The 24522-nt window shown below is 32.6% G+C and carries 23 protein-coding genes; 2 read left to right on the top strand and 21 right to left on the bottom strand.

The window, feature by feature from the left end; genetic code table 11:
- Positions 1-29 precede the first annotated feature (29 nt).
- The 15 genes from ACSBO6_RS06845 to ACSBO6_RS06775 form a co-directional block, all read right to left on the bottom strand.
- The gene (locus tag ACSBO6_RS06845) at positions 30-785 is read right to left on the bottom strand and encodes a cell division protein FtsQ/DivIB (RefSeq protein WP_098846767.1); all 756 of its coding nucleotides are present in this window, start codon (positions 783-785) and stop codon (positions 30-32) included.
- 420 nt (positions 786-1205) lie between these two features.
- Positions 1206-2114 carry a UDP-N-acetylmuramate dehydrogenase gene (gene murB, locus ACSBO6_RS06840; RefSeq protein WP_098846768.1) on the bottom strand — a complete coding sequence of 303 codons (909 nt, stop codon included), beginning with the start codon at positions 2112-2114 and terminating at the stop codon, positions 1206-1208.
- A 75-nt stretch (positions 2115-2189) separates the two neighbouring features.
- Positions 2190-3281: an undecaprenyldiphospho-muramoylpentapeptide beta-N-acetylglucosaminyltransferase gene (gene murG / locus ACSBO6_RS06835; RefSeq protein ID WP_098846769.1), complete on the bottom strand. Its 1092-nt coding sequence runs from the start codon at positions 3279-3281 to the stop codon at positions 2190-2192.
- Between the two features lie 171 nt (positions 3282-3452).
- Entirely contained in the window at positions 3453-4553 is a 1101-nt protein-coding gene (gene spoVE, locus ACSBO6_RS06830; protein ID WP_142339234.1) for a stage V sporulation protein E, read from the bottom strand.
- A gap of 34 nt (positions 4554-4587) precedes the next feature.
- Positions 4588-5940, bottom strand: coding sequence for a UDP-N-acetylmuramoyl-L-alanine--D-glutamate ligase (murD, locus tag ACSBO6_RS06825; RefSeq protein ID WP_098846770.1), 1353 nt, complete (start codon positions 5938-5940; stop codon positions 4588-4590).
- Entirely contained in the window at positions 5941-6915 is a 975-nt protein-coding gene (mraY, locus tag ACSBO6_RS06820; protein WP_498844400.1) for a phospho-N-acetylmuramoyl-pentapeptide-transferase, read from the bottom strand.
- A gap of 105 nt (positions 6916-7020) precedes the next feature.
- Positions 7021-8487, bottom strand: coding sequence for a UDP-N-acetylmuramoyl-L-alanyl-D-glutamate--2,6-diaminopimelate ligase (locus tag ACSBO6_RS06815; RefSeq protein WP_498844399.1), 1467 nt, complete (start codon positions 8485-8487; stop codon positions 7021-7023).
- Between the two features lie 25 nt (positions 8488-8512).
- A complete protein-coding gene (locus tag ACSBO6_RS06810) occupies positions 8513-10465 on the bottom strand; it encodes a stage V sporulation protein D (RefSeq protein WP_098846773.1) in 1953 nt (650 codons plus the stop codon).
- A gap of 132 nt (positions 10466-10597) precedes the next feature.
- Complete coding sequence (locus tag ACSBO6_RS06805; RefSeq protein ID WP_498844398.1) at positions 10598-12793, bottom strand: penicillin-binding protein; 2196 nt, start codon at positions 12791-12793, stop codon at positions 10598-10600.
- 10 nt (positions 12794-12803) lie between these two features.
- Positions 12804-13169 (bottom strand): cell division protein FtsL, encoded by a 366-nt coding sequence (gene ftsL, locus ACSBO6_RS06800; protein ID WP_098846775.1) that lies wholly within the window; start codon positions 13167-13169, stop codon positions 12804-12806.
- 12 nt (positions 13170-13181) lie between these two features.
- Positions 13182-14114, bottom strand: a complete 933-nt coding sequence (rsmH, locus tag ACSBO6_RS06795; protein WP_098846776.1) for a 16S rRNA (cytosine(1402)-N(4))-methyltransferase RsmH — start codon at positions 14112-14114, stop codon at positions 13182-13184.
- A 30-nt stretch (positions 14115-14144) separates the two neighbouring features.
- On the bottom strand, positions 14145-14576 hold the full coding sequence (gene mraZ, locus ACSBO6_RS06790) for a division/cell wall cluster transcriptional repressor MraZ (RefSeq protein ID WP_088013046.1): 432 nt from the start codon (positions 14574-14576) through the stop codon (positions 14145-14147).
- A 194-nt stretch (positions 14577-14770) separates the two neighbouring features.
- Positions 14771-16399 carry a bacillithiol biosynthesis cysteine-adding enzyme BshC gene (gene bshC, locus ACSBO6_RS06785; protein ID WP_098846778.1) on the bottom strand — a complete coding sequence of 543 codons (1629 nt, stop codon included), beginning with the start codon at positions 16397-16399 and terminating at the stop codon, positions 14771-14773.
- A 27-nt stretch (positions 16400-16426) separates the two neighbouring features.
- A complete protein-coding gene (locus ACSBO6_RS06780) occupies positions 16427-16819 on the bottom strand; it encodes a DUF3397 family protein (protein WP_098846779.1) in 393 nt (130 codons plus the stop codon).
- Between the two features lie 6 nt (positions 16820-16825).
- On the bottom strand, positions 16826-17713 hold the full coding sequence (locus ACSBO6_RS06775) for a 2-dehydropantoate 2-reductase (RefSeq protein WP_098846780.1): 888 nt from the start codon (positions 17711-17713) through the stop codon (positions 16826-16828).
- 149 nt (positions 17714-17862) lie between these two features.
- On the opposite strand from ACSBO6_RS06775, the gene ACSBO6_RS06770 reads away from it, so the two are divergent.
- A complete protein-coding gene (locus tag ACSBO6_RS06770) occupies positions 17863-18276 on the top strand; it encodes a GNAT family N-acetyltransferase (protein WP_286138347.1) in 414 nt (137 codons plus the stop codon).
- A gap of 47 nt (positions 18277-18323) precedes the next feature.
- Here the strand turns inward: ACSBO6_RS06770 and ACSBO6_RS06765 are convergent, their stop codons facing one another.
- The 4 genes from ACSBO6_RS06765 to ACSBO6_RS06750 all read right to left on the bottom strand — a co-directional run bounded on the left by ACSBO6_RS06765 (position 18324) and on the right by ACSBO6_RS06750 (position 20654).
- Positions 18324-18905, bottom strand: a complete 582-nt coding sequence (locus ACSBO6_RS06765) for an RsfA family transcriptional regulator (protein WP_498844397.1) — start codon at positions 18903-18905, stop codon at positions 18324-18326.
- Positions 18906-18981: 76 nt separating this feature from the next.
- Positions 18982-19749, bottom strand: coding sequence for an enoyl-CoA hydratase/isomerase family protein (locus ACSBO6_RS06760; protein ID WP_498844396.1), 768 nt, complete (start codon positions 19747-19749; stop codon positions 18982-18984).
- A 160-nt stretch (positions 19750-19909) separates the two neighbouring features.
- On the bottom strand, positions 19910-20083 hold the full coding sequence (rpmF, locus tag ACSBO6_RS06755) for a 50S ribosomal protein L32 (protein ID WP_025672195.1): 174 nt from the start codon (positions 20081-20083) through the stop codon (positions 19910-19912).
- Positions 20084-20138: 55 nt separating this feature from the next.
- On the bottom strand, positions 20139-20654 hold the full coding sequence (locus ACSBO6_RS06750) for a YceD family protein (RefSeq protein WP_098846783.1): 516 nt from the start codon (positions 20652-20654) through the stop codon (positions 20139-20141).
- A 583-nt stretch (positions 20655-21237) separates the two neighbouring features.
- Between ACSBO6_RS06750 and ACSBO6_RS06745 the strand changes: the two genes are divergently transcribed.
- Positions 21238-22509, top strand: a complete 1272-nt coding sequence (locus ACSBO6_RS06745) for a nucleotidyltransferase (RefSeq protein WP_098847019.1) — start codon at positions 21238-21240, stop codon at positions 22507-22509.
- Between the two features lie 81 nt (positions 22510-22590).
- Here ACSBO6_RS06745 and ACSBO6_RS06740 read toward each other — a convergent pair whose 3' ends face one another.
- A complete protein-coding gene (locus ACSBO6_RS06740) occupies positions 22591-23616 on the bottom strand; it encodes a SepM family pheromone-processing serine protease (protein WP_098847018.1) in 1026 nt (341 codons plus the stop codon).
- Positions 23600-24397, bottom strand: coding sequence for a patatin-like phospholipase family protein (locus tag ACSBO6_RS06735; RefSeq protein ID WP_098847017.1), 798 nt, complete (start codon positions 24395-24397; stop codon positions 23600-23602). The genes ACSBO6_RS06740 and ACSBO6_RS06735 overlap by 17 nt, the downstream gene beginning before the upstream one ends.
- Positions 24398-24522: the final 125 nt, after the last annotated feature.

The raw sequence follows: 24522 nt of genomic DNA, 5'->3' as shown, positions 1-24522 counted from the left end.
GAATGTACTGTTTACTAATGTTAAATAGCCTAATTTTGCTCAGTGCTATAAGGAGAAAAATAAGCACCCATTTCTAAATGGATAATCCCTTTTTGATCTTTAGGTATTGACTTTAAAATTAATGGGTAATTTGACATTTTATTTGAGAATTTTCGAATCGTTGTCCTTACTTCATACCCTTCATTCGTATAAACTGTTATTAACAAAGGATCATCTTTACTTGGCGTATAATCTATTTCAGAAATTGAATGAAAAATACTTTTTGGCATTTTTTTCAATTCCGCAGCCATTTCCTGTAACTCGTCTCCTTGTTTCCAACCAACCAAATCAGGTGCTGTAGTATTTCCTAGTGAATTTTTCTCTTTAATAAGCACTCCACTTTCTAACAATAGATACTTTTTCCCACTGAATAAACCTTGTCCAACAGGCTGGAATTCTTTTACATCAATGACTACTTTATTAGGAAATCTTTTATGTACGATTGCAGATTGAATTGTGTTTTGGCTTTCAAGCTGATCTACTACCTTTTTTGACCTAACTGTTAAAAAGCTATCCTCAACGCTAACATCAGCTAACTTTTGAATTTCTTTATCAGAGTACAGTTGGTTTCCATTAATTACTAAGTTAATTTTTGAACCAATTGATGTTTGGAAATACAATACACATAAAAGCAAAGAAAAAAACACAAGAATTGTGACCAGTAATCGCATATTTGCTTTTTTACGTTTTTTATTACGTAAAACAGGTACACGGTCTTCTAAACTAATAATCTTATTTTCCTGCATAAATATGCCTCCATTATCAATGTTCAACTAAAAAATACCTTTTTAATTTACTTTTACTTAAGAAGTAATGTAAGAATATTGAACTCCTCATGACTTTGCGACTTTCGAGAGGTATTGGCAAACGACAACCACCAAACAAGTTCTATTTACGCAACAAGCACCATACTTGAATTCGTTCTAGTTCAAGTGTCCGATATGATTTTATCTTATACTTCATGTCGAATACTAGTATAGTAAAATAATATGACGCTTTTATACTATATTGAATCCGAAGTCGACTCATCTCATAATTTAAATCACGAGTGTTCTTGACTTAATAATAGAATAATAAAAAATAGAATAGCAAATGAATGCCATTCTATTTTGGTCATCATATGCTATGTAAATTATAGCATATAATATGGGTAGTTTAGAAGAAACTTACATTTTTTTCCCAACAATTTCTACTTCTGTTTCAAGTTGTACATCAAATTTTTCTAATATAGTTTTCTTAATAAATGCTATTAAGTCTAATACATCTTTTGAAGTGGCATTTCCAGCATTTACAATAAAGTTACCATGCATTTCAGAAACCTTCGCTCCACCAATTTGATATCCTTTTAAATTAGCACGTTCAATTAAATTACCAGCATACTGTGGTAATGGATTACGGAAAATACTTCCAGCACATGGATAATTCCAAGGCTGTGTTTCTCTTCGATAATCTTTGTTTTTTTGCATTAATGCAGTTGATGCTTCTTTTGATCCTTCTTGAAGCTGAAGTTCTGCTTCTATAACGAATCCTTTACGTTTATGTTGTAAAACTGAAGTTCGATAAGAAAATTCTAATTCTTCATTTGATAACCATTCCATTGTTCCATCAGGAAATAGAATATGTGCTCTAGAAGTAATATTAGAAAAATCGGATTGATGAGCACCTGCATTCATATATACACCGCCACCAACACTACCAGGAATTCCACTTGCAAACTCTAAACCAGATAATCCTTTTCTACTAAGTTGAGTAGCTAAACGAATAACTGAATAACCTGCACCTACAACTACTTTTGTACCGTTTACTTCAATGTGATCTAAGCAATCACTTATTTTAATTACGACACCTTCAATACCTTGATCCGATACAAGTAAATTTGACCCTCTTCCGATTACTGTCATATTTACGCCATGTTCATTTGCAAGGTTAATAATCTCTTTAATTTCATCCACAGTTTTAGGAATGACCAAATACTCAGCTGGTCCTCCAATCTTCATTGTCGTATGATTTGCTAAAGGCTCATTTATTAGAAGACTCGAGTCATTTAATACTTCCTTTAATTTCGATTCAAACATTCGGTATATTTCCCCCTTTAGCTTATAGTACCCTCTATTATATTCTTATTTTATTTCAAACTTGTTCGTGCAAGTTCATTTACTTATTTTCTCTAATACATTAACTAGTTTTTTTGCAGCATCAGGTACACCCATTTTTAATGATGCCTTTTTCATCTCTTCCAGTTTAATAGGATTTAGTAATACTTTTTCAATTTCAGTTACTAAATATTCACTATTAAAGTTTTTTTCCAATAGTACAATTGCTGCACCATTTTTCTCAAGTGACCTAGCATTTACCTCCTGATGATTATTCGTTACATAGGGACTTGGTATTAAGATACTAGGCTTTCCTAATGCTGTTAATTCTGCTAATGTAGTTGCCCCTGCTCTTGAAACAACTAAATCCACTTCTCTTAATATTTCAGGCATATTATGTAAAAATGGCTTCACCACTACATTTTCTGGGTTACCTACTTTATTTATTTCCTCAATTACAGAATCGTAATGTACTTCGCCCGTTACATAAATCAATTGGTAATCTTTTTCACCTAATTGATTAACACTCTTTAAGAAAGCTTGATGTATAGGTCTTGCTCCCCTAGAACCACCTACAATTAATACTGTTCGTTTACCTGGTTTTAATCCTAATGATTCTAATACTGCAGGATTTGATTGTCCAAGTACTTCAGAAGCTCTCGGGTTTCCAGTAAAAACGACTTTCTCTTTATTAAAATAATCAGCAACCTCTTCAAAACAAATTGCAACTTTTGTTACATAACGATTTAAGAATTTATTTGTTAATCCAGGTATACTATTTTGTTCATGTATAACTGTCGGAATCCCTAGCTTTGCTGCAGCAAAAACGACAGGACCACAAACATATCCACCAGTACCAACGACTACATCTGGCTTAAATTCACGAATGATCTTCTTACTATCTGAAACACCTTTTAAGAATCGATACACTGTTTTAAAATTCTCTAATGATACGCTTCTTTTGAACCCTGTAATAACAATAGATTTAAAAGGTATGTTTGCTTTAGAGACAATCCCTTTTTCTAATCCATTTTCTGTACCAACATATAAGCATTCTACATTGGAATCTTGTTTTTTTAACTCTTTAATTAGCGCAAGTGCTGGATAAATATGACCACCAGTACCCCCACCACTAACTAAAATTTTCATAAAGATCCTCCTAAATTACAATACATAAATAGCTTTAAGCAGTTTAAGTAGTTATTATACCAATTTTATCACTATCATTCTAATTGTTTTTTCTATAAAAATAAAGAAAAAGACCGACCTGTCATTGAAACAAGTACATCATGTACTTATTTCAATTTTAAGTCGACCCTTTTATGTGCGCGCATGTCTACTAATATTTAATAATACACCTACGGCTAATAGCATTAATGTTAGTGATGAACCACCATAACTTAAAAATGGTAATGTAATCCCTGTTACAGGCATTAAACCAATTACAACACCAATATTAATCATTACTTGTATTGCAATCATTGAGACAATTCCTACTGCTAAAAAAGTACCGAATAAATCAGGGGCACTTAAGGCAATTCGTATCCCTCTCCAAAGTAATAAAGAGAATAATAAAATGACAAAAGTTCCACCAATAAATCCTAGTTCTTCTGATAGAATAGCAAAAATAAAATCAGTTTGTGGTTCAGGCAAATACATAAATTTTTGTCTACTTTGTCCCAATCCTAAACCAAATAATCCACCTGGACCAATTGCATACAGTGATTGAATAATTTGGAATCCAGTTCCTAATGGATCAGACCACGGATCTAGAAATGATGTAATCCTTTTTATTCGATACGGAGCAGAAGCTATAAGGCCAACAAATCCTGCTACCCCAACAATACCCAATCCCATAAAATGAGAAATTCTTGCTCCGGCTACGAATATGATGATTACACAAGTACCAACCATAACTGTACCTGTTCCTAAATCTGGTTGAAGCATAATCAAACCAAATGCCAAAAATACAAGACCTAATGTTGGTACAAGTCCCTTTTTAAAAGACGTAATATTTTTCTGATTGTCTGCTAAGTATTTTGATAGGAAAACCATCATTCCAAGTTTCATAAACTCAGAGGGTTGAATTGAGAATGCACCTATACCAATCCAACTTCGTGCACCACCTCGTACTAGACCAACTCCAGGTACAAGTACTAGTACCAACAAGATAAAACAAGCGATTAATATTTTTTTTGCGTGTGTTCTGAAAAGCCAGTAGTCAATATTTGAAACAACAAACATCCCAACTACTCCAACCCCAGCAAATAATAATTGCCGTTTAGCAAAAAAGAACGAATCATGAAACTTATAAGATGCCCATATTGCACTAGCACTGTAAACCATAATCATACCGACTGTTAATAATGATAGCGTAACGAGAACAAGAATCATGTCAGGACTATTTTTCTTTGTTGGCACTTAAATACACCTCAACTTTTGAATTAAACAAGCCTTACATTAATTTATGCACTGCTTGTATAAATTTATTACCACGTTCTTCAAAAGTCTTAAATTGATCCCAGCTTGCACAAGCAGGTGACAATAAAATAATATCTCCAACTTCTGAATGAGCGAATGCTTCATTTACAGCATCTTCAACATTATCTACCGATTTTACTGCTTTCATTCCTGCTTTTTCTGCTGATTCAATTAATTTATCTGCTGTTTGACCATAAGTGACCATTTTTTTTACATTTTTAAAATAAGGAATTAAATCATCAAACCCATTTCCTCGATCTAATCCACCTGCTATTAAAATAACTGGTTTTTGAAAAGAAGAAATAGCTTTTTGTGTTGCTAAAATATTAGTAGCTTTTGAGTCATTATAAAACTTTCTCTTATTAATTTCTGTAACAAACTGAAGTCGATGCTCTACACCCGTGAAAGTTGTTAATACTTTTTCAATTGCATCGTTTTCAACATCGAGAAGTTTAGAAATTGCTACTGCTGCTAATATATTTTCTAAATTATGTTTACCTGGTAAAACGATTTTTTCAACTTCAATTACTTTTTTCTCTTTAAAATAGATAAAGCCATTTTGGACATATGCGCCATCTTGCACAATTTTAGTTGTCGAGAACGGAATAATTTTCGCTCTTATTTGAGAAGCCATTGCCATTACATTTTCATCATCAAAATTAACGACAGCAAAGTCATTTTCGGTTTGATTTTTAAATATATTGGCTTTTGCCTTAATATACTCATCTTTTGAACCATGATAGTCTAAATGCGCTTCAAAAATATTTGTGATTAATGAAATTTTTGGGCGGAAACTTTCGATTCCCATCAATTGAAATGAAGAAAGCTCAGTTACAATGATCTGATCTTCATTTGCTCTTTCAGCAACTTCACAAGCGACAGTACCAATATTTCCTGCAACAAGTGGTTTTTTATTGCCTTCTTCTAACATATTTAATGCTAAAGTTGTCGTTGTCGTTTTTCCATTTGAGCCTGTAATTCCAATAAATGGTGCTTCACTTATTAAATATGCAAGTTCTATTTCCGTATAAATCGGAATATTACGCTTTACAGCTTCGATTAATAATGGATTCGTATATGGAATTCCTGGATTTTTAACAATGCAAAATGGTTGATCATCTAATAACGATAGTGGATGCTCACCACAAACTACGTTAAAACCTTCACTTTTTAGCTTTTGCGCGATTTCATTTTGTTCAAATGGAGTTCGATCATTAACGGTTACAGTCGCACCTAATTTTTTTAACAATTTACTAGCTGCATAACCGCTCTTTGCCATTCCTAACACTAATACATTTTTATTTTGAAAGTTCGATATATTATTCAATTACATCCACACCTCAATATAGATTCCTAATAATGCAAAAAGTAATCCTACAAACCAAAATGTTACAACTACACGCCATTCTGACCATCCAGATAATTCATAATGATGGTGTAGGGGACTCATTTTAAATACTCTCTTACCAGTTGCTTTAAAAGATGCAACTTGAATCATAACTGATAGTGTTTCGATTACAAAAATACCACCAATAATAACAAGTAAAATTTCTAAGTGTGTAACGATTGCAATTGCAGCTAATGCCCCACCTAATGCTAATGAGCCTGTATCTCCCATAAAGACCTTTGCAGGGTGTGCATTAAATACTAAGAAACCTAAAACAGCTCCTACAACAGCAATTGAAAATATTGCAACATCAAGCTGCTGTTGGTTATAAGCAAGAACTGCATATGCACCAAATGCAATTGCCGCTGTCCCTGACACAAGTCCATCTAATCCATCTGTTAAATTTACAGCGTTTGAAGTACCAACTAGCATAAAGATAATTAATAATACATAGATAAAGCCTAAGTCAAAAGAATAATCTGTCCCTGGAATCGAAATTGATGTAGAAATTCCCATAGCACGGATTGCAAAAAAGACGATGATTGACACAATAACTTGGCAAATAAATTTTTGTTTTGATGTTAGTCCAAGGTTTCTTTTTTTAACAACTTTAATATAGTCATCTAAAAATCCAATTACTCCAAAACAAATTGTAACAAATAATAATACATATGTACGTGTTGATAAAACATCAAAATACATAGAAATTAAAAGTGCAGATAAACTTAAAGAAATTAATATAATAATTCCACCCATTGTTGGGGTTCCTGATTTCTTTTTATGAGATTGTGGACCTTCGTCTCGAATACTCTGTCCAAATTTAAGTTTTCTTAAGTACGGTATAAAAATAGGCGATAAAATGACTGCAATGATAAATGCTGAAATCATAGCAACTAAAATTGACGGTTCTAACATTATTCGCCCTCCTTTCCAAGTTCTCTTCTTTGTTGTTTACTTCATAGTTTAATTCTTTTATAAAGAATTATGAAATCAATTTTTCACATTACAAAGAAGAGGATATTATCCTCTTCTTTGTAAAATTGCTTCTTTAGCTTCTTCAACATCATCAAAATGTGATACATTCGTTCCTACAATCTGATATGTCTCATGCCCTTTACCTGCAATAACAATAATATCATGTTTTTTTGCATTTTGAATCGCAAATGTTATAGCTTTTTTACGATCTTCTATTACCGTAATATTATTATGCTCTAATCCGCGTTTCATGTCTTCTAAAATTAAAGTTGGGTCTTCTGTTCTTGGATTATCAGATGTAAAGATCGCATTTGTTGAAAGTTCTGCTGCAATCTTACCCATTAGAGGTCGTTTTGTTCGATCACGATCTCCACCACAACCAACAACTGTAAAAATATCATTTTTTGCAAATTGCTTAACAGTATTTAATACATTTTCTAAACTATCTGGTGTATGGGCATAGTCTACAATAACTGTAAAATCTTGACCAGCATTAACTGCTTGGAAACGCCCTGGTACGCCTTCAATCGTTGCAACTGCGTCTAGGATTGTCTTCATTTCTATATTTAATGCGATTCCTGCACCAATTGCGGCTAACACATTATATACGTTAAATATACCAATAAGATTCATTTCTACAACATATTGTTTATTTAAAAAATGTAATGTGAATCTAGTACCAGCATTCGTTAATTCAATTTCATCTGCAAACAAGTCAGCTTCTTGACTTAAACCATAAGTTATTAGATTAGCTTGTGTAAACTTCATATATTCTAAAGAAGCAGGATCATCATTGTTTAATATGGCAAATTTAGGTTTATCCGCTGTGAAGCTATTACCTAATTGAGAAAATAATAAGCCTTTAGCTTTTTTATATTCTTCCATCGTGCCATGATAATCTAAGTGATCCTGTGATAGATTTGTAAAAACCGCAATATCATATTCACAGCCATGAACACGCCCTAAATGTAATGCATGTGATGAAACTTCCATTACCGCAGTATCCACATTTGCTTCAACCATTTTTGCAAACATTGATTGTAAAGTTAAACTATCTGGAGTTGTATTTTTTGTTTCAAAAATCTCTTCTCCAATTTTCATACCGATTGTCCCAATGACACCTGTTTTTTTCTTATTGTGTTTAACGATTTCTTCAATAATATATGAAGTTGTAGTCTTACCATTTGTACCAGTAATACCAACTAGATTCAGTTTATGTGTTGGGTTTTCATAAAAGGTATTACCAATAACAGCCATCGAACGATTTGTGTCTTTCACATAAGCTACTGGAACATTCGATTCAATTGGTTTTTGTGCTAGGATCGCTACTGCGCCTTTTTCAATCGCTTGTTTTACGTAATTGTGGCCATCAACTGTATATCCTTCAATACAGATGAATAAATAACCTGGTTTTACATTTCTTGAATCCATTTCAACTCCAGTGATTTCCGGATTTTCAGACGGAAGATTCACTAAAGGCTTTAATCTTGATAGTAGAGTATGAAGTTTCATAGTAATTCCTTTCGTTTTCACTAAATCATTTTTTTACTTTCGTTTTAGATTTAGTTTCTTCTTTCGTTCCTAAATAAATTCTAATTTTAGAACCTTCTTTTAGTTTAACACCTGCTTTTGGTGCTTGGTCAACGACAATATTTCCACTGCCACTATATTCAATAGTAAAAGTATCTAGCAAAGGTTGCAAATCTTTTTTCTCCAAACCAATTAAATTTGGCACTTCATATGTTGGTATATCACCGTATACGAATTTTTTTGGAATTTGATTTTTTCTAGGAGGTACACCTAAAACTTGCATACTATCTCGAATAATATTCCCTACTATTGGAGCAGCCACAACTCCCCCAAACTGAACAGTGCCTTTTGGATTATCGACTGCAATATATACTACTATTTGAGGATCGTCAGCCGGTGCAAAACCTACGAATGAAACGATAAAACTACTATCATCATATCGTCCATCTTTTACTTTTTGTGCTGTTCCAGTTTTGCCACCAACACGATACCCTTCTACAAATGCACCTTTACCAGTACCTTGTGCAACAACACTTTCTAGTGCCAATCGGACCTTTTTAGATGTATTAGGAGAAATAACTCGTCTTTTTGAAATTGGCGTTTTCCGACTAACTACTTCATTTGTAACTGGATCTACAAACTCTTTTGCGATATAAGGTTGGTAAAGAATACCGCCATTAATAGCTGCTGATACTGCTGCAACTTGCTGAATTGGTGTAACTGATACACCTTGACCAAATGCAGTTGTTGCTGCTTCAACTGGACCGACTCGATCCATGCTAAATAAAATGCCTGATGCTTCACCTTGTAAATCAATTCCTGTTTTTTTGCCGAAACCAAAATTACGAATATATTTAAATAAACGGTCTTCACCTAAGCGATTACCTAATTCTACAAATCCTGGGTTACATGAATTTTGAACTACCTCTAAGAAAGTCTGAGAGCCATGTCCACCTCTTTTATGACAACGCAAACGAGCTCCAGCTACTTCAGCAGCCCCATCATCATAAAAATGTTCTTTATTCAAGTCTACTAATCCTTCATTTAACGCAGCTGCAAGTGTAATAATCTTAAAGGTTGAACCTGGCTCATAATTTGACCAAACAGGTAAATTCCGATTATATACTTCGGGTGAAACATGTTTAAAATTAGTAGGATTAAAGCTTGGACGACTACTCATTGCAAGTATTTCTCCGGTATTTGGATTCATCGCAATTCCTATCATTGAATCGGGATTATATTGAGCTGTTGCATTATTCATTTCTCGTTCAAGAATTGTTTGTATTCGCGAATCTACAGTTAATTTTAAGTTTAATCCATTAATCGGCGGAATATAGTCGTCTGCAATATTGGGCATTCTTTGGCCTTTAGCATCTGAATAAAATTGCACACTACCTTTTTGTCCACTTAATTGCTTGTCATAGTATAGTTCTAGTCCGTTTAAACCTTGATTATCGATTCCAGCAAAACCTAACACATGAGAAAGATAGTCACCAAATGGATAATATCTTTTAGAATCCTCTGCTATGTATACACCAGCAATGTTAAGATCTCGGATTTGTTTCGCTTTCTCATTTGTAATTTTTATACCTTCTGTGCGAATGTGTTCCATGCTAGATCTTTTCGTTAAAATTTTATAAAGCTTTACTTCGGAGATTTTTAATATTGGGGCAAGTTTTTCAGTCGCTTCCTTTGGATCTTTAATTTGCCTAGGAACGACTAGTACAGATGGAGCACTTTTATTAGTAGCAAGAGCAACACCATTTCGATCTAAAATTTCACCACGTTTTGGTTCGAATGGAATGTCTCGACTCCACGAATTTTTCGCTCGCTCAGTTAAAACATCACCCATAGCAAATTGTACATAACCAAGCCTTGTTGCAATAATAGAAAAAATTAATAAACCACCAATGAATACAAAAAATAATCGTTTTCGAACTGTTACATTAGATACTCGCATCGAAACGAACACTCCTCTACATTATGTTCGTTTCAATATATGCTTGTACTAAATACAATAGACCTTCTAGCTTGTTATTGTCCTAGAATGGTCTATTGTCATTTTTATTTAATTGATCTTATCTTTGCCATTTCATTCTTGCACATCAACTTTTATATCTTTTTCTTCGTCTTTCTCTTGTTCATTAGGTTTATTTAATTCAATCGTTAAATAGTCATGATCCCGTAGTTCTGAGTCTTCTTTAATACTCTGGCTTGTAACAAATCCAGATCCTTTTGTTGAGATATTTAGCTTAAATAATTTACCTAAGCGGTTAACATCCGATTTTGACCAGCCAATAATCGATGGCATTTTATTTGTTCCATTTGTCTTAAGAAAAATTTTAGTACCTCTGACCACTTGAGTTTTTGACTTAATTGATTGTCCAGTAACTTCTATTCCATTCCCTAATAATACAGGCTTCAATCCTTCTGATTTAGCTAAAGATTTTGCTTCATCTAAAGTAAGACCTTTCAAATTAGGAATTTCTATGCTCTCTTTATCGATCAATTTATCTACTTTGGCATTTTCAATAGGCTCAACCTTCATATACTCTAATGCGCCCTTAGTTACTGTTCTAAAAATTTCAGAAACGCCATCTGAGCCGATTTCAGTCGCTTCAAGCTTTGGACGAAGCATTGCTACATAAACGACTAATTTCGGATCATCTGCTGGTGCCATACCGATAAATGAAAAAAGGTTTTGACCATGTCCTTTAAGATATTTTCCATGTTCGTCAACAACTTGGGCAGTTCCAGTTTTACCAGCGACAGTATAGCCTTCAATCGCATAATTATGCCCAGTACCATGCGGCGCAGTAATTACCGTTTCTAATAACGCTCTCTCTCTTTTTGCTGTTTCTTCTGAAATAGGGTTTCCAACAACTTGAGATTTATAGTTTTTAATAACTTTATTCGTATCATGATCGACAATTTTATCAACAATATATGGCTTCATCATTTTCCCATCGTTCGCAATTGCACTTGCAGCTTGGATAATTTGAATTCCTGTTACTGTAGATCCTTGTCCAAAAGCAGTTGTCGTTTTTTCAAGTGGATAATTATATACTAATTTACCACTTGATTCACCTGGAAGATTAATATTCGTTTTTTGTGTAAATCCAAAGTTTTTATAGTATTGTAAAAAACGATCTGGACCTAATTTTTCATTAAGAAGAATCGAAATTCCTACGTTTGAAGACCTTTGAATCCCTTCGTCAAAAGTAATTGAACCCCATCCGTTACGATTTACGTCATGGACAGTTCCTCCACCTGGTACTTTATATCGACCCGATTGGAAATATTCATTTCCATTATAAACTCCTTCATTCATAGCAGCACCTAATGTGAAGATTTTCATTGTAGAACCGGCTTCAATTGCATATGAAATTGGGTCATTTGTATAGTTTGTAATGTCATGAAGATTCGGATTGAAACTAGGACGATTGCTCATCGCTATAATTTTACCTGTTTTTGGATCAGAAACGATTGCCATTATCTTTTCTGGCTCATATTTTTTTTCAACATTCGTCATTGCATCTTCTAGTAAACTTTGAATCTTTGTATCTATTGTTAAATAAACATCATCACCATTATGCGGCGGTGTAACCTTCTCATTTTCATATGGTAGAATATTTCCTTTTCGATCACGTAAAAAGCTTCTGTTTCCATCCTTTTCAGTTAACTCTTTATTCAGTGCTTTTTCTAATCCCATTTCACCAAATAGTTCACCATTATCATTTATATTCGTGTAACCTAACGAATGAGATGCAAAAACACCATTTGGATAATAGCGTTGTTGTGAAGGAGTAAAAACAATACCAGGTAGCTTTAATTTCTCAATTTGCTCTTTTTTGCTTTGAGAAATATTTCTTCCACCTGGCCCTAATTCAACTTGATATTTTGGTTTACCTAATTTCGCTAAAAGATCTGATTCATCAATTGATAAAATTGGTGCTAATTCTCTTGCAGTTTTTTCTTTATCGATGACATGTCTTTTCACTCTAGAGTTTTTAGATGCACTTGGATCTAGAACCGCAGATACAGTGTAAGCTGTCACCTCTTCTGCCAGTGGAACTCCCTTTGAATCATAGATCGTCCCTCTTTTAGCAGGTATTTTTTGAGATGTATTGTAATTCTCATCCGCATAAACTTTTAAATTTTTGCCTTCTACTGTGTTTGATAATTGAATATAAGAAAGTCTCGCTATAAGGGAGATAAAAGCGACTAAAGTAGCTAAAAAAAACCAACGAATACCAAAATTTGTGTATTTATTTTTTTTCTTACTCATCTAAAATCTCCTACTTACTAGTGTCGGTAAACTTTACGTTATTGCTATCAATATTTAAGCCTAACTCTTTTGCTTTTTGCCATATGCGCTCATATGTGCTTAATTCATCGATCTTCATTTTCAGCTCAGAGTTATGCTGTTTTCCAGTCGCTATTTCATTTTTCACATTTTGTATTTTCAAGTTAGTATCATATATTTCTGCTTGGGTTTTAATGATTTTAGTCCCCATAAAGAAGCATGCAAAAATAAATGCTAAGTAAAGTATTTTCTCAAAAGGTGTAATTTTTGATACTTTCTTTTGTTTTTTCTTGTTAGAAGGTCTTTGTTGTAAATCAGTAACTTGTTTTTGTTGTAGCTTTCTAGCCAAATTACTCATTATTTTCCCTCCTTATAATTTTTCTGCAACTCTTAACTTTGCAGACCTTGCTCGTTTATTAAATTCGATTTCTTCATCTGTTGGTAAAAGTGGTTTTCTTGTTACTAGTTTTAACTTCGGCTTAAACTCATCGGGAATAATTGGTAAACCTGGTGGTAATGGCGGAAGTGAACTAGCTTCTTTAAAAATCGTTTTACAAATGCGATCCTCTAATGAATGGAATGTTATTACACTAATTCTTCCTTTTGGTTTTATAAGAGTAATTGCATCCTTTAGAGCTTCTTCAAATACACCTAGTTCATCATTTACAGCAATACGAATTGCTTGAAAAATTCTTTTAGCTGGATGTCCACCTGTTCTTCTTGCAGGTGCAGGTATTGCATCTTTAATAATTTCGACTAACTCAAAAGTTGTTTCAATCGGTTTCTTAGCTCTTAATTCCTCAATCCTTCTCGCAACTTGTTTAGAGAATTTCTCTTCTCCATATCGGAAAAAGATTTTCACAAGTTGCTCATAAGGCCAGTCATTTACAACTTCATATGCTGATAATGTTTGTTCTTGATTCATACGCATGTCAAGAGGTGCGTCTTGATGAAAACTAAAACCACGTTCAGCAACGTCTAATTGTGGCGAAGAAACACCTAAATCAAATAAAATTCCATCTACTTCATAAATACCTAAATGATGGAGTTCTTCTTTTATATGTTTAAAATTACTTTTTACAATAGTTAATTGATTTTCATATTTTTTTAATCGCTCTTTTGCATGTTTAATGGCTGTTTCATCTTGGTCAAAAGCGATTAATCTACCCTTTGATGAAAGTTGAGATAGTAAGTATTCACTATGACCTCCACCACCAAGTGTACAATCTACATAAATGCCATCTTCTTTGATTTCTAAAGAATCAACAGTTTCCTTTAATAAAACCGTAATATGTTCAAACATGATGCTTTCACTACTTTCAATTTGTTAATTTTACAAGTCAAATCCGATTAAGTTTTCTGCTAACTCACCAAATGACTCTTCTGATTCGTTCATATATGTATTCCAAGTTGATAAATCCCAAATCTCAATACGATTTGTAACACCAACTACTACACATTCTTTTTCTAATTTTGCATAACTGCGTAAATTAGGTGTTATATTAATTCTCCCCATCTTATCCATCTCACATTCCATTGCCCCCGAGAAGAAAAAACGAGTAAATGCTCTTGCATCTTTTTTTGTTAGTGGTAGTGTGCGCAGTTTATCTTCAATTACACTCCATTCGGCCATTGAATAGCCAAATAAGCATTGATCCAAACCTCTTGTAACAATGAAGTTTTCACCAAGCTTGTCTCGAAATTTTGAAGGTATAATAAGACGTCCTTTTACATCGATATTATGTTGATATTCACCGATAAACATCCTATTCCCCCACTTTCTAACACAAACTTACCACATTCCCCCACTTCTTACCACCTTTTCTAAAAAATTCTTTAAAAAAACAAAAAATCCTGCTAACAGTGCAGCAGGATTTCATTTTTATTATAAAATTCAGCCTATTTCAAAGAATTATTGCTTTAAAAAACACCTTAATCATATGAATAAAAGCAATCTTTTTAAATTGTTACGACTTGATGAGCGTAATCCCATGATAGTTCTAAATCACAAAGCTCATGAACAAAATCAAAACCGTATTTATTAATATAATAAAGAATATTTAACGTTCTCTCCTGTGGTTTTCCATTAGGAGAAATTGAACAGATGATTCGATCCCATTTTTCAATTTGCTCTTCATTTTGCTTTAAAATGGTTTCTTCTATTTTTCGTTCCAAAAGTAGAATTTGTTCTTCTATCTTTAAATAATTCTTTATCGAAAAATCCTTTAAGTTTGGTGTTACTTTGTTCGTTACATCTTGAAGAGGTTTATGCAATTCTTCTAAAGATTGTTTAGCTTCACTAAACACAGCTTTATAGTCTAGTTTTACTTGATTTTTAATCCATTCGTCTTTCTTTTCTTCTAATGAGTATTTTAGTACATCATGAATATTTAATGAAAAATCGTCTAATGCTGATACAATATTTCGTTCAAAAATAGTAAACATATGTCTTAAAAACACAGGTGGCATTTCAAGGTTAAATAGATTAAAAATATCCTTTAACTCAGCCCAATAAGCAATCTCACCTGGACCACCAACAAATGCTAATGTAGGAAATAAGTACTCTTGCATGACCGGTCTAGTAACCACATTATTACTTAATAACGCAGGCTGTTCATTCGCAATTTTAATCAACTCATGCTTGGAAAACTGATAATTCCTATTTTTCGTTTGAAAAACCTCTTCATTTTCAGATACTTCTAATAACTGTCTACCTTCATTACTATGGTAAAAAAGATGAATACTCTGTTCAGAAATATGAAGACTTTCGTGGTACCCAGATTTTATCAGTCTACTTTTCGTATCCTTTAAAACCCCTCTTACGATATCTTGCTTTTGAATCATTTCATTAAATAAAGATGATTCCAACTTACGAACATTGGGATCATCTGCATCAATTAGGACAAGCCCCTCTTTTTGGAACAATTTAAAAATAATTTTCGCAAAAAAATCTACGTAAGTAGTAGATTGCTCAATCATCGCATATAGTTCTTCAAGTAATTCCTTTGTATAATTCGTTTCATCAAAAGTTTTAACGATTTTATCAATCCACTTTTTCATATCTTGCTGATCTAATTCAGTTCTAGAAGCAGCATGTGAAAAAGTCGTTTTTTGATAAAATGTTTGTTTTTTTACTTTATTGTTCTCAATTGTATGAATATGGTTTATTTCATCAATATCGTGGTCTTCACCCGCAATCCAAAATACAGGGACAACTGTTAGACCATAGTCTTTTTCATATTTCTTGGCCAATTGAATAATTGAAATAATTTTATGTATTGAATACAATGGGCCAGTTAATAAGCCAGCTTGTTGTCCACCAATTACAACAAATGAATCTTTATTAAGTAATTTTTTCACATTTGTTAATGATTCATTACTTGCATGATGCTTAATGTGAAACTTCTCAAGTGCATCAACTAATCCTGTACGATTATAAGAACGCTCCATTACATTTTTTATTCTATATTCCATTTCTTCTTTTACTAATGGATTTTCACCAAAGAAAGAAGAAATTACTTCATTTCCATTTACAAAATCATTCAGCAATTTATTTTGCCCGTCTAAATGGACTTTACTAATTTGCATTACGAACTTCCTCTCTCGCTCTTCAGGTTAAGCATTATACTCAGTTATTTTTAAAGCTAAACCAGCCAACACAGTAATAAAATGAAGAATAATAAACAGAATACACGACATTCTCCAAAAACCTTTTAGTAGCTTAGTAAACCGAATATCTCTTTTTGCTTTCCATTGAAGAATAATACTAATAAATAAGATAACCAATAATAAATTAATTAATATCCAACCTGTTGCAGTCGGAAAAATCATATTTAATACAAAGTAAAATGAACTAATATATAGAATTGTAGATAAATCTAGCGTAAAAAGCAAAAGTTTACGCTTGTTATGTTTAAAAAATAATTTTAAAAACATATAAATAAATATTGTTGAAAAAATCGGAAATTCAATTAATAGTGAAATAAAGAAAATGAAAAATTTTTCCAAAAAGAATTACCCCTTTTTCTTCTCAAGTCCTTTTATACAATTGTACATAAGTTCAATTGTCGGTACATTTATTTTTTTATTAATTGCCAATTTTTTAACAAATCCTAACATACTTTCAATTTCTGTTTGTCTACCGTGAAATAAATCTCGATTCATCGACGAGTAGTTCTCTTTCGTTTTTTCACATATTTCTACTAATTTATCCCACTCTTTTTGGTTATTTAAATCTAGGATTGTTGCAACCTCATTAAATAATAATTTACAAATTGGTTTAAAATACTCATTAGTGATTAATTCACCATTTCTAACATTCAAAATAGACGTTAAAGGGTTAATAACACAATTTATTAAACACTTTTGTTTAAGTATATACTCCCAACCATCTTCACTTTTAATTGGAAACCCAGCTGTATGTAAACTTGATAGCAGATTTAGCGAATCACTATTCCCTTTTATTTGTCCAATTCGGATTATACCTTTACCAGTATGTGTGACTTCATTTGGAGAAGTTTTTAATGCACCGTGTTCAACAATCCCTATAAAGCAATTTGGAATGGGTAAATTTTTAACGATTTCAATATGAGACATACCATTTTGAAGAAATAATATGTTTTTACCTTCATATTGATTGATCGTGTTTACGATTTGATCTAAGTGATATTGTTTAACACAAACAATTAATAAATCAAACATGTTTATTTTAGGTAAAATTTTATTTGCTGTAATACACATTTGGTTCTTTTTTTCATTTACTGATAGCATAACACCTAAGTTATTTATTAGATTTGCCTGTTCTTCTGTTCTTGTAAACAATGTAACACTATGTTTATTTTGATACAAATACGAAGCTGTAAGAAGACCTACGGCACCACCACCAATTATTCCTATTTTCATTGATTTCTCCAATCGAAAAATTATTTTTCCACTATTATCTTATTGATAATAAATTTACACCGAATCTATCTTTTTTTAAATTTAATTGTACGATATAATTATATTTAAAATATTTAAAATTTACATTCTTTTTTAAGGGGGAGCTTTTTTTGAACATCAAGATAGAACGTTTACAAATAAATTTTAAAACACTTGAACAATTTCAGCAATTTTCCGGTTATGGTCTACAAGAGCTATCAATGCTTGAAGATCTTGAATCAAATTTAATTGATAACGAGTTCCAATCTCCTTTCTATGGTATATATTTAGGCAAGGCACTAATTGCCCGAATGAGTTTATATACCCATAGCGAAAATAATGAAGAAATAATTGAAATTAATAAAATGGAAGTCCTACCTTATTATCAAAAGAATGGATACGGAAAAGAATTAGTAAACTTCGCTAAATCCTTTAAGAAAACGATTAAAACAATACCAAGAGCAAATTCAAATGAATTTTGGAAAAAACAAGGTTTCATTGAGGGAGATTCTGAATTTGTCATTTGGAAACCTGAAAATAAATAAAATGAAAAAACTCAACACCTTTTTTGGAGATGTTGAGTTTTTTCATTTTATTTTACCTTCGTATCGTTTTTAGAACTAATATTTACTATTTTTCGTTTTTGATCTAGAAAATCAAATAAATTTTCATATTCAGTTTGAAGCTCATTTAGTTTTTCAACTAACTGTTGCTTTTCAATTTTCAATTGTTCGTTTTCTTGTTTATATTTTAAAAGCTTTTTTTCTAAAGATTGTATATCTTTAATTCTTCCACTGGCATCAACTTTTAATCTCAAATACTCTAAGAATTTATATACTGATTCAAACGTTATTTCAGAATGGCCTTTATCTGTTGTAGATTCTTCAATAGTCTGATTCGTAACCGATACTAAATCATGTGTTGGTTCTACTTTATTTGAAGAAACCGCTTGTTTTTTACTACTATTTTTTGCTTTTTCAATCTCTTCTTTATAGAATTTTCTAACATATGAATTCCACCGGTAACCACATGCAGCAGCTGTCCTTGATAATTCCTTTGCTACAATTTTAAATGCCATTAATTGAGTTGACCCTTCATTTATGGTTTTTAAAACTACTTCAGCTAAGTAGTTATCCTCCTCTTTTGTCCATGCATCCTGGCGATTTGCAACCATTTGCAATCCCCTCCAATTTCTTATGCAATAAGCAGATTTTACTAATTCATATGCACAAAAAAATGAAGGTAGAAGATTACTTTTCCAATTTTTTTGTAAATTGTTCGATATTTTTTATATGTTCATCTGAAAACCAAAGTGGCACAGCAGAAATAACTTCTTCTTCCATTCTTCTCTTAAGATTTTGCTCGGTCCATTTTCGGATCAGTATTTTTTTATTTTGATGATGTATTTGCGCTGGAATACTTCTAGCTAAACTGATAAAGCTTTCATTATGTAAACTTGTTAAATCTTTTGATAGTTCATGTATAAAACCAATCTTCTTAGCTTGAAATGCGGTGTAAATATTTGAGGATGATAGTAATGTAATCCAATCTTGATGACTCATTTTTTCTTGAAGTAATGTACCTCCACCCCATGAGGTTGGAATTCCCATTCTTCCTTGAATAAATCCTATTTTTGCATTGTGACTGGCATATCTAAAATCAAATGCACTTGCTAGTTCGCAGCCACCACCCAAAGCATAACCATTAATAAAACAGATTGTAATTTGTGGTAACATCGCTATTTGATAGATCACATCACACATTTTTAGATTAAAAGATTCCAATCCATTTAAGTTGTTTTTAAACTTTATGATTGTGTTTAAATCTCCACCAGTACAAAAATATTTCATACCTTCCCCAGTTAAAACAACTAGTTTACTTTGGGATTTCATTCGGATTTCTCGGATAATTTCTGAAAGTTTTTCTACAGTATTTTCATCAATGCAATTCCCGTATTTTGGCCTATTTAAAAATATATAATCGACTTCATCTCTTTGATAAGAAATTACTTCAGACATTGGAATCCCTCTCCCTTTACCTAGTTTCCTATTAATTTTTATTATACTATACAGGATTTAAATTGGGCAGAGGTAAGAGGAAGTATGGTTTTAGTGGATTCGTTCGTTTTAGGCAAAAGGAAAAGCACATAGTTTCCTATGTGCTCATTCAAAGACTAGCTTATTTGCTAAGTACTTGTTTTCCTTTGTAGTGTCCGCATGATTTACATACGCGGTGTGCTAATGTTAATTCACTACAGTTTGGGCATTCAACCATTCCAGGTACCGCTAATTTAAAATGCGTACGACGCTTTCTTTTTACAGTTTTGGACGTTCTTCTTGCAGGTACTGCCATTGATCCCACCTCCTTAAAGTGAGTGTTTGTTATGAAGCCGGTTATCCGGTACTTCTCAATTATCTTGTTTGTCAAAAAATTTTGCTAAACCAGCAAGTCGAGGGTCAATTTTTTGCTCTACTTCGACATGTTCCCTAACTTCCCAATCTGTTCCTGACGTTGGAGCTGTTTCTTTCCCCTCAACATCCTCTGCATAAACCTGCATTGGAATCTCGGCTAAAATACATTCCTCAATCACTGGGGTTAAGTCTAACACGTCACCCTCTAGGATGTGAAAATTCTCATCTTCACTTTTCCATTCAGATGTTGTAAAAAATGTTTCTGTTGTGGTAATCGACAAAGGATATTTTACATCAACTAATGTTCTTACACAAGGTAAAATTAAATATCCAGTTATTGTTAAATGAAACGTATATCGGTTCGTTCCAAAATCAACTCGTCCAGCAACCCGAATAGGAGAAACCTCTCGAATATCAGAATTACGTTCCTTTATTTGACTTACATCAATTGTCTCATCTAAATTTAAACCTTTATGTCTTAATTTCTGCAACTGGTGCACTGACCATTTCATAAATAAACCACCTCAAGGCAACAATGAAAATTATATATTCTTTATAATCACTTGTCAATATTTTTTCTTTACAGTTAGAAAAGCGGAAGGCGTTCGCTCTGCCCCGACAAGCATAAGACGATTTTCGGTTAAGATTTGAACTTTAATCTTAACCGAAAATTGGCTTATGACCTCGAGGGGCAAACGCCTGGAGCTGGACAATACGAAAAGCGGAGGCGACTGGTTAGCTCCGACAAGCATAAGACGATTTTCGACTAAGATTTTAACTTTAATCTTAGACGAAAATTGGCTTATGACCTCGAGGAGCTAGGAGCCGGAGCTAGACATCTTTCCCTCTGCTTTTCCCAAGAATATCGCCATTCAGCTAAAGAAGTGGCGATATTTCCACTTCGAAGATTAATGGAATATTACGTAGATCTAAATTCATTAAATGTTTTAGACTTGGTTACTTGCTTTTCCCTTAAATCCTTCACCTTGCTTCTTATATGTAACCTATTTAATATATTATTTTCGACAATAAAATTCAATACAATTCACACTAGGTTGCGAATTATTTCTCAAAACTGGTATTCTTAACGTATAAATTCGTGAAATTAGTAAATATTGGAGGTGCGTTTGTCTGCGTTCGGTTGGTGTAGTAGTAGAGTATAATCCATTACATAATGGACATGTTTTTCACTTAACTAGTTCAAAAAAAAGTACAAATGCTGATGTTGTTATTGCGGTTATGAGTGGTCAATTTTTACAAAGAGGTGAGCCTGCAGTCGTTCCAAAACACGTACGAACAAAGTTGGCACTGCAAGCAGGTGCAGATCTTGTTATTGAATTACCTTATAGCTATTCAACTCAACACGCTAGCATCTTTGCCAAAGGAGCTATTTCAATTCTTGATTCTTTAAAATGTGATTATGTTTGTTTTGGAAGTGAAGAAGGGAAAATTGAGCCATTTTATGAGTTAATGAATCAAAAGAAGCAGCTTACTTCTTCAATCAATAAGAGTATACGTACTTTTCTTGATAAAGGACTAAGTTATCCTGCTGCATATAGCACTGCTTTACAAAAAAATCTTGATTCATCTCAGCTAGATGTTTCACTTCCAAATAATATTTTAGGTATACATTATTTAGAAGCTATTGAACACTTTGGGAGTCAAATGAAAGGTCGTACGATTCAGCGAATAGCTGCAAATTATCATGATGAAGAAACCAATCATCATAGTATCGCTAGCGCTACAGCAATTAGAAAAATTCTAAAAGGTGACAATCAATCGATTTCTGAATTTGTTCCAAGTTTTACGAAAGATTCAATAGAGGAATACATAGACGAGTATGGCACTCTGCATTCATGGAATGAATATTTACCATTTTTGAAATATAAATTAATGACTTCAACGAAAGAAGAACTTGAAGAAATATATGAAGCTGTCGAAGGTTTAGAACGAAGAGTATTACATTCGGTATTAAACTGTCTTAATTTTGAAGAGTTAATGACATCAATAAAAACAAAACGATATACTTGGACTCGGATTCAACGATTGTTAACACATATCTTAACAAATACATCAAAAAGGGAAATGGCAACAATATTAGAGAAAGATCGCGTTCCATATATCCGTTTACTCGGTATGAGTTCAATGGGAAAAACTTATTTAAATAGCAAAAAAAAGTTAATTGAATTACCAATTTACACGACGATTAATCAGCAAAATCATAAAGAACTAAGTACTGATTTAAAAGCAACTCATGCTTATGCTTCCATCCTTACATTAGGAAATCAACAAAAATTAATAAAAACCGAATATTCACTATATCCAATCATATATGATGAAGTGAATAATCAATTTAGTCGATCTTAAAGCCATATTAGAAACAAAAAAGGCAGGTATAGGGATTCTCCCCCTCTATCTGCCTTTTTTAATATACCTATTCAAATCAAATTATTTCTTAGTCTTTAACGATTCCAGATAATTGATTGCTTGTTCATATGTATCAATTGGTATTATTTTCATTTTCAAGGCATGTTTTTTTGCACTTTTTACAGCTTCATTATAATTTGAATTCTTTTTACCGTTCTCATTTGGTGCCAAGAAAATCTCTGCCCCAGAATCAGATGCTGCAATTATTTTTTGAGATATCCCACCAATTGGACCAACTATTCCATTTTTATCTATTGTACCAGTTCCAGCGATTTCATGACCTTTAGCTAAATTTTCATCTTTCAATTGATCATAAATTTCTAGTGCAAACATAAGTCCCGCTGAAGGTCCTCCAATCTCTTCTGTATTTATCTTAACTTTTGGATTTGTAGTTAATTGTAAATTTTCTGCAATTGAAACACCAATTCCAGCACGACTAGGTTCGTCTTTAAAAGTTTTTGTTTTAATATTAAAATATTTAATTTTTCCTTTTCTATTTACTTCTAAATTAAAATTTGTACCAGGTTTTTTACTTTTTACAGTGTTGGTAAAATTATTTAATGTACGAATTTCTCTTCCATCGATTTTAGTGATAATGTCCCCTAGCATTAATACGTTATAGGCTGGCATATCCTTTAAAACAGATACAACTACTATTCCATTTTCAGTCACTTTATAAGGTTTTTTAGCTTGCTTATATGCGTTTAAAATCGCAGCTTGCTTTGACTCTTCCATATATCTTAGTTGGCGGAACTGATAATCTTCATCACTTTCGCCTTTTACTTTTATTTCATTTATTTTGTATAGATGGTAATTATCATTCATTTTCGTTTTAATATATGAGTAGATATTTGCCTTCCCCATAGCTACGGTTGTTAGCATGAATTCACCTTTATCTTTTTTTGCACCTTCAACTTTTACATATGGCCTTAGGGGCTCCGCTAAACCTGGTTTTGTAATATAGTATGGTAATGGAATAAAATATACAAGAATTAGCGTAATACCAAGTATCAATAGTACATTAAGAATTCTAATCCTTTTTATCACTATTTTTCTCCTTCCACTGCTCAATCTTTTCAAGAATCTCTGGTATTAATTTTTCTGTTGCTTCTTCGCCTATTTTGATAACATTTTCAAGGTCAGTAAAGTTTCTAGAATTAACATGGTCCAATTTTGGTCTGATCATAACATTAGAAGCAATTTCTCTATTTCGAACAAGCTCGTGCTGCATGATTTCAATACTCTGCATAATCACGTCATAAATCGTCGAAACTTCACCACTAACTTGAATCGGTGAAGCATCTACTCCAATAATAAAATCCGCTCCCATCTCTTTTACAACTGAAACTGGGATACGATCGATGACTCCACCGTCAACTAAAAGTCTCCCATTCCATGTTTCTGGTACAAAAATTCCTGGTATCGAAATACTTCCTCGGACTGCAGTAGCAATATCACCTTTTTGAAATACAACTTTTTCTCCAGTTAATAAATCAGTGGCAATAACTGACACCGGCAAATCTAGCTCTTCAAGCTTTCTACCAAATGATAATACTTTTATCAACTCTTTAACCCTGTTCCCAGAAATCAAACCCATTTTTGGAACAACATAGTCAATATAGTATTTGGATTGAAATACTTTTGCAATTTTATATAGACGATCTACATCTGCACCTGCTCCGTATAAAACAGCAACTAGCGCACCTATACTACTTCCTGCTATTAAATCTATAGGAATATTATGCTTTTTTAAAACGGAAATTACACCAACATGTGCAAATCCTCTTGCACCTCCTGAACCTAATGCTAAACCAATCTTCGGTTCCAAGTTGTTTCCCCTCCAATTAAACTCTTTGGTCTAAAATTGAATTCCAACAACGTATATTTAAATGTACAAGTTTTTAATACATATATTACTATCTTATTTCCTACTCGGTAGTCTTACTACAATTA

This window comes from Bacillus sp. AL-1R, assembly GCF_052180195.1.
Lineage (GTDB): Bacteria > Bacillota > Bacilli > Bacillales > Bacillaceae_G > Gottfriedia.
This window is presented reverse-complemented; position numbering and strand designations above follow the sequence as displayed.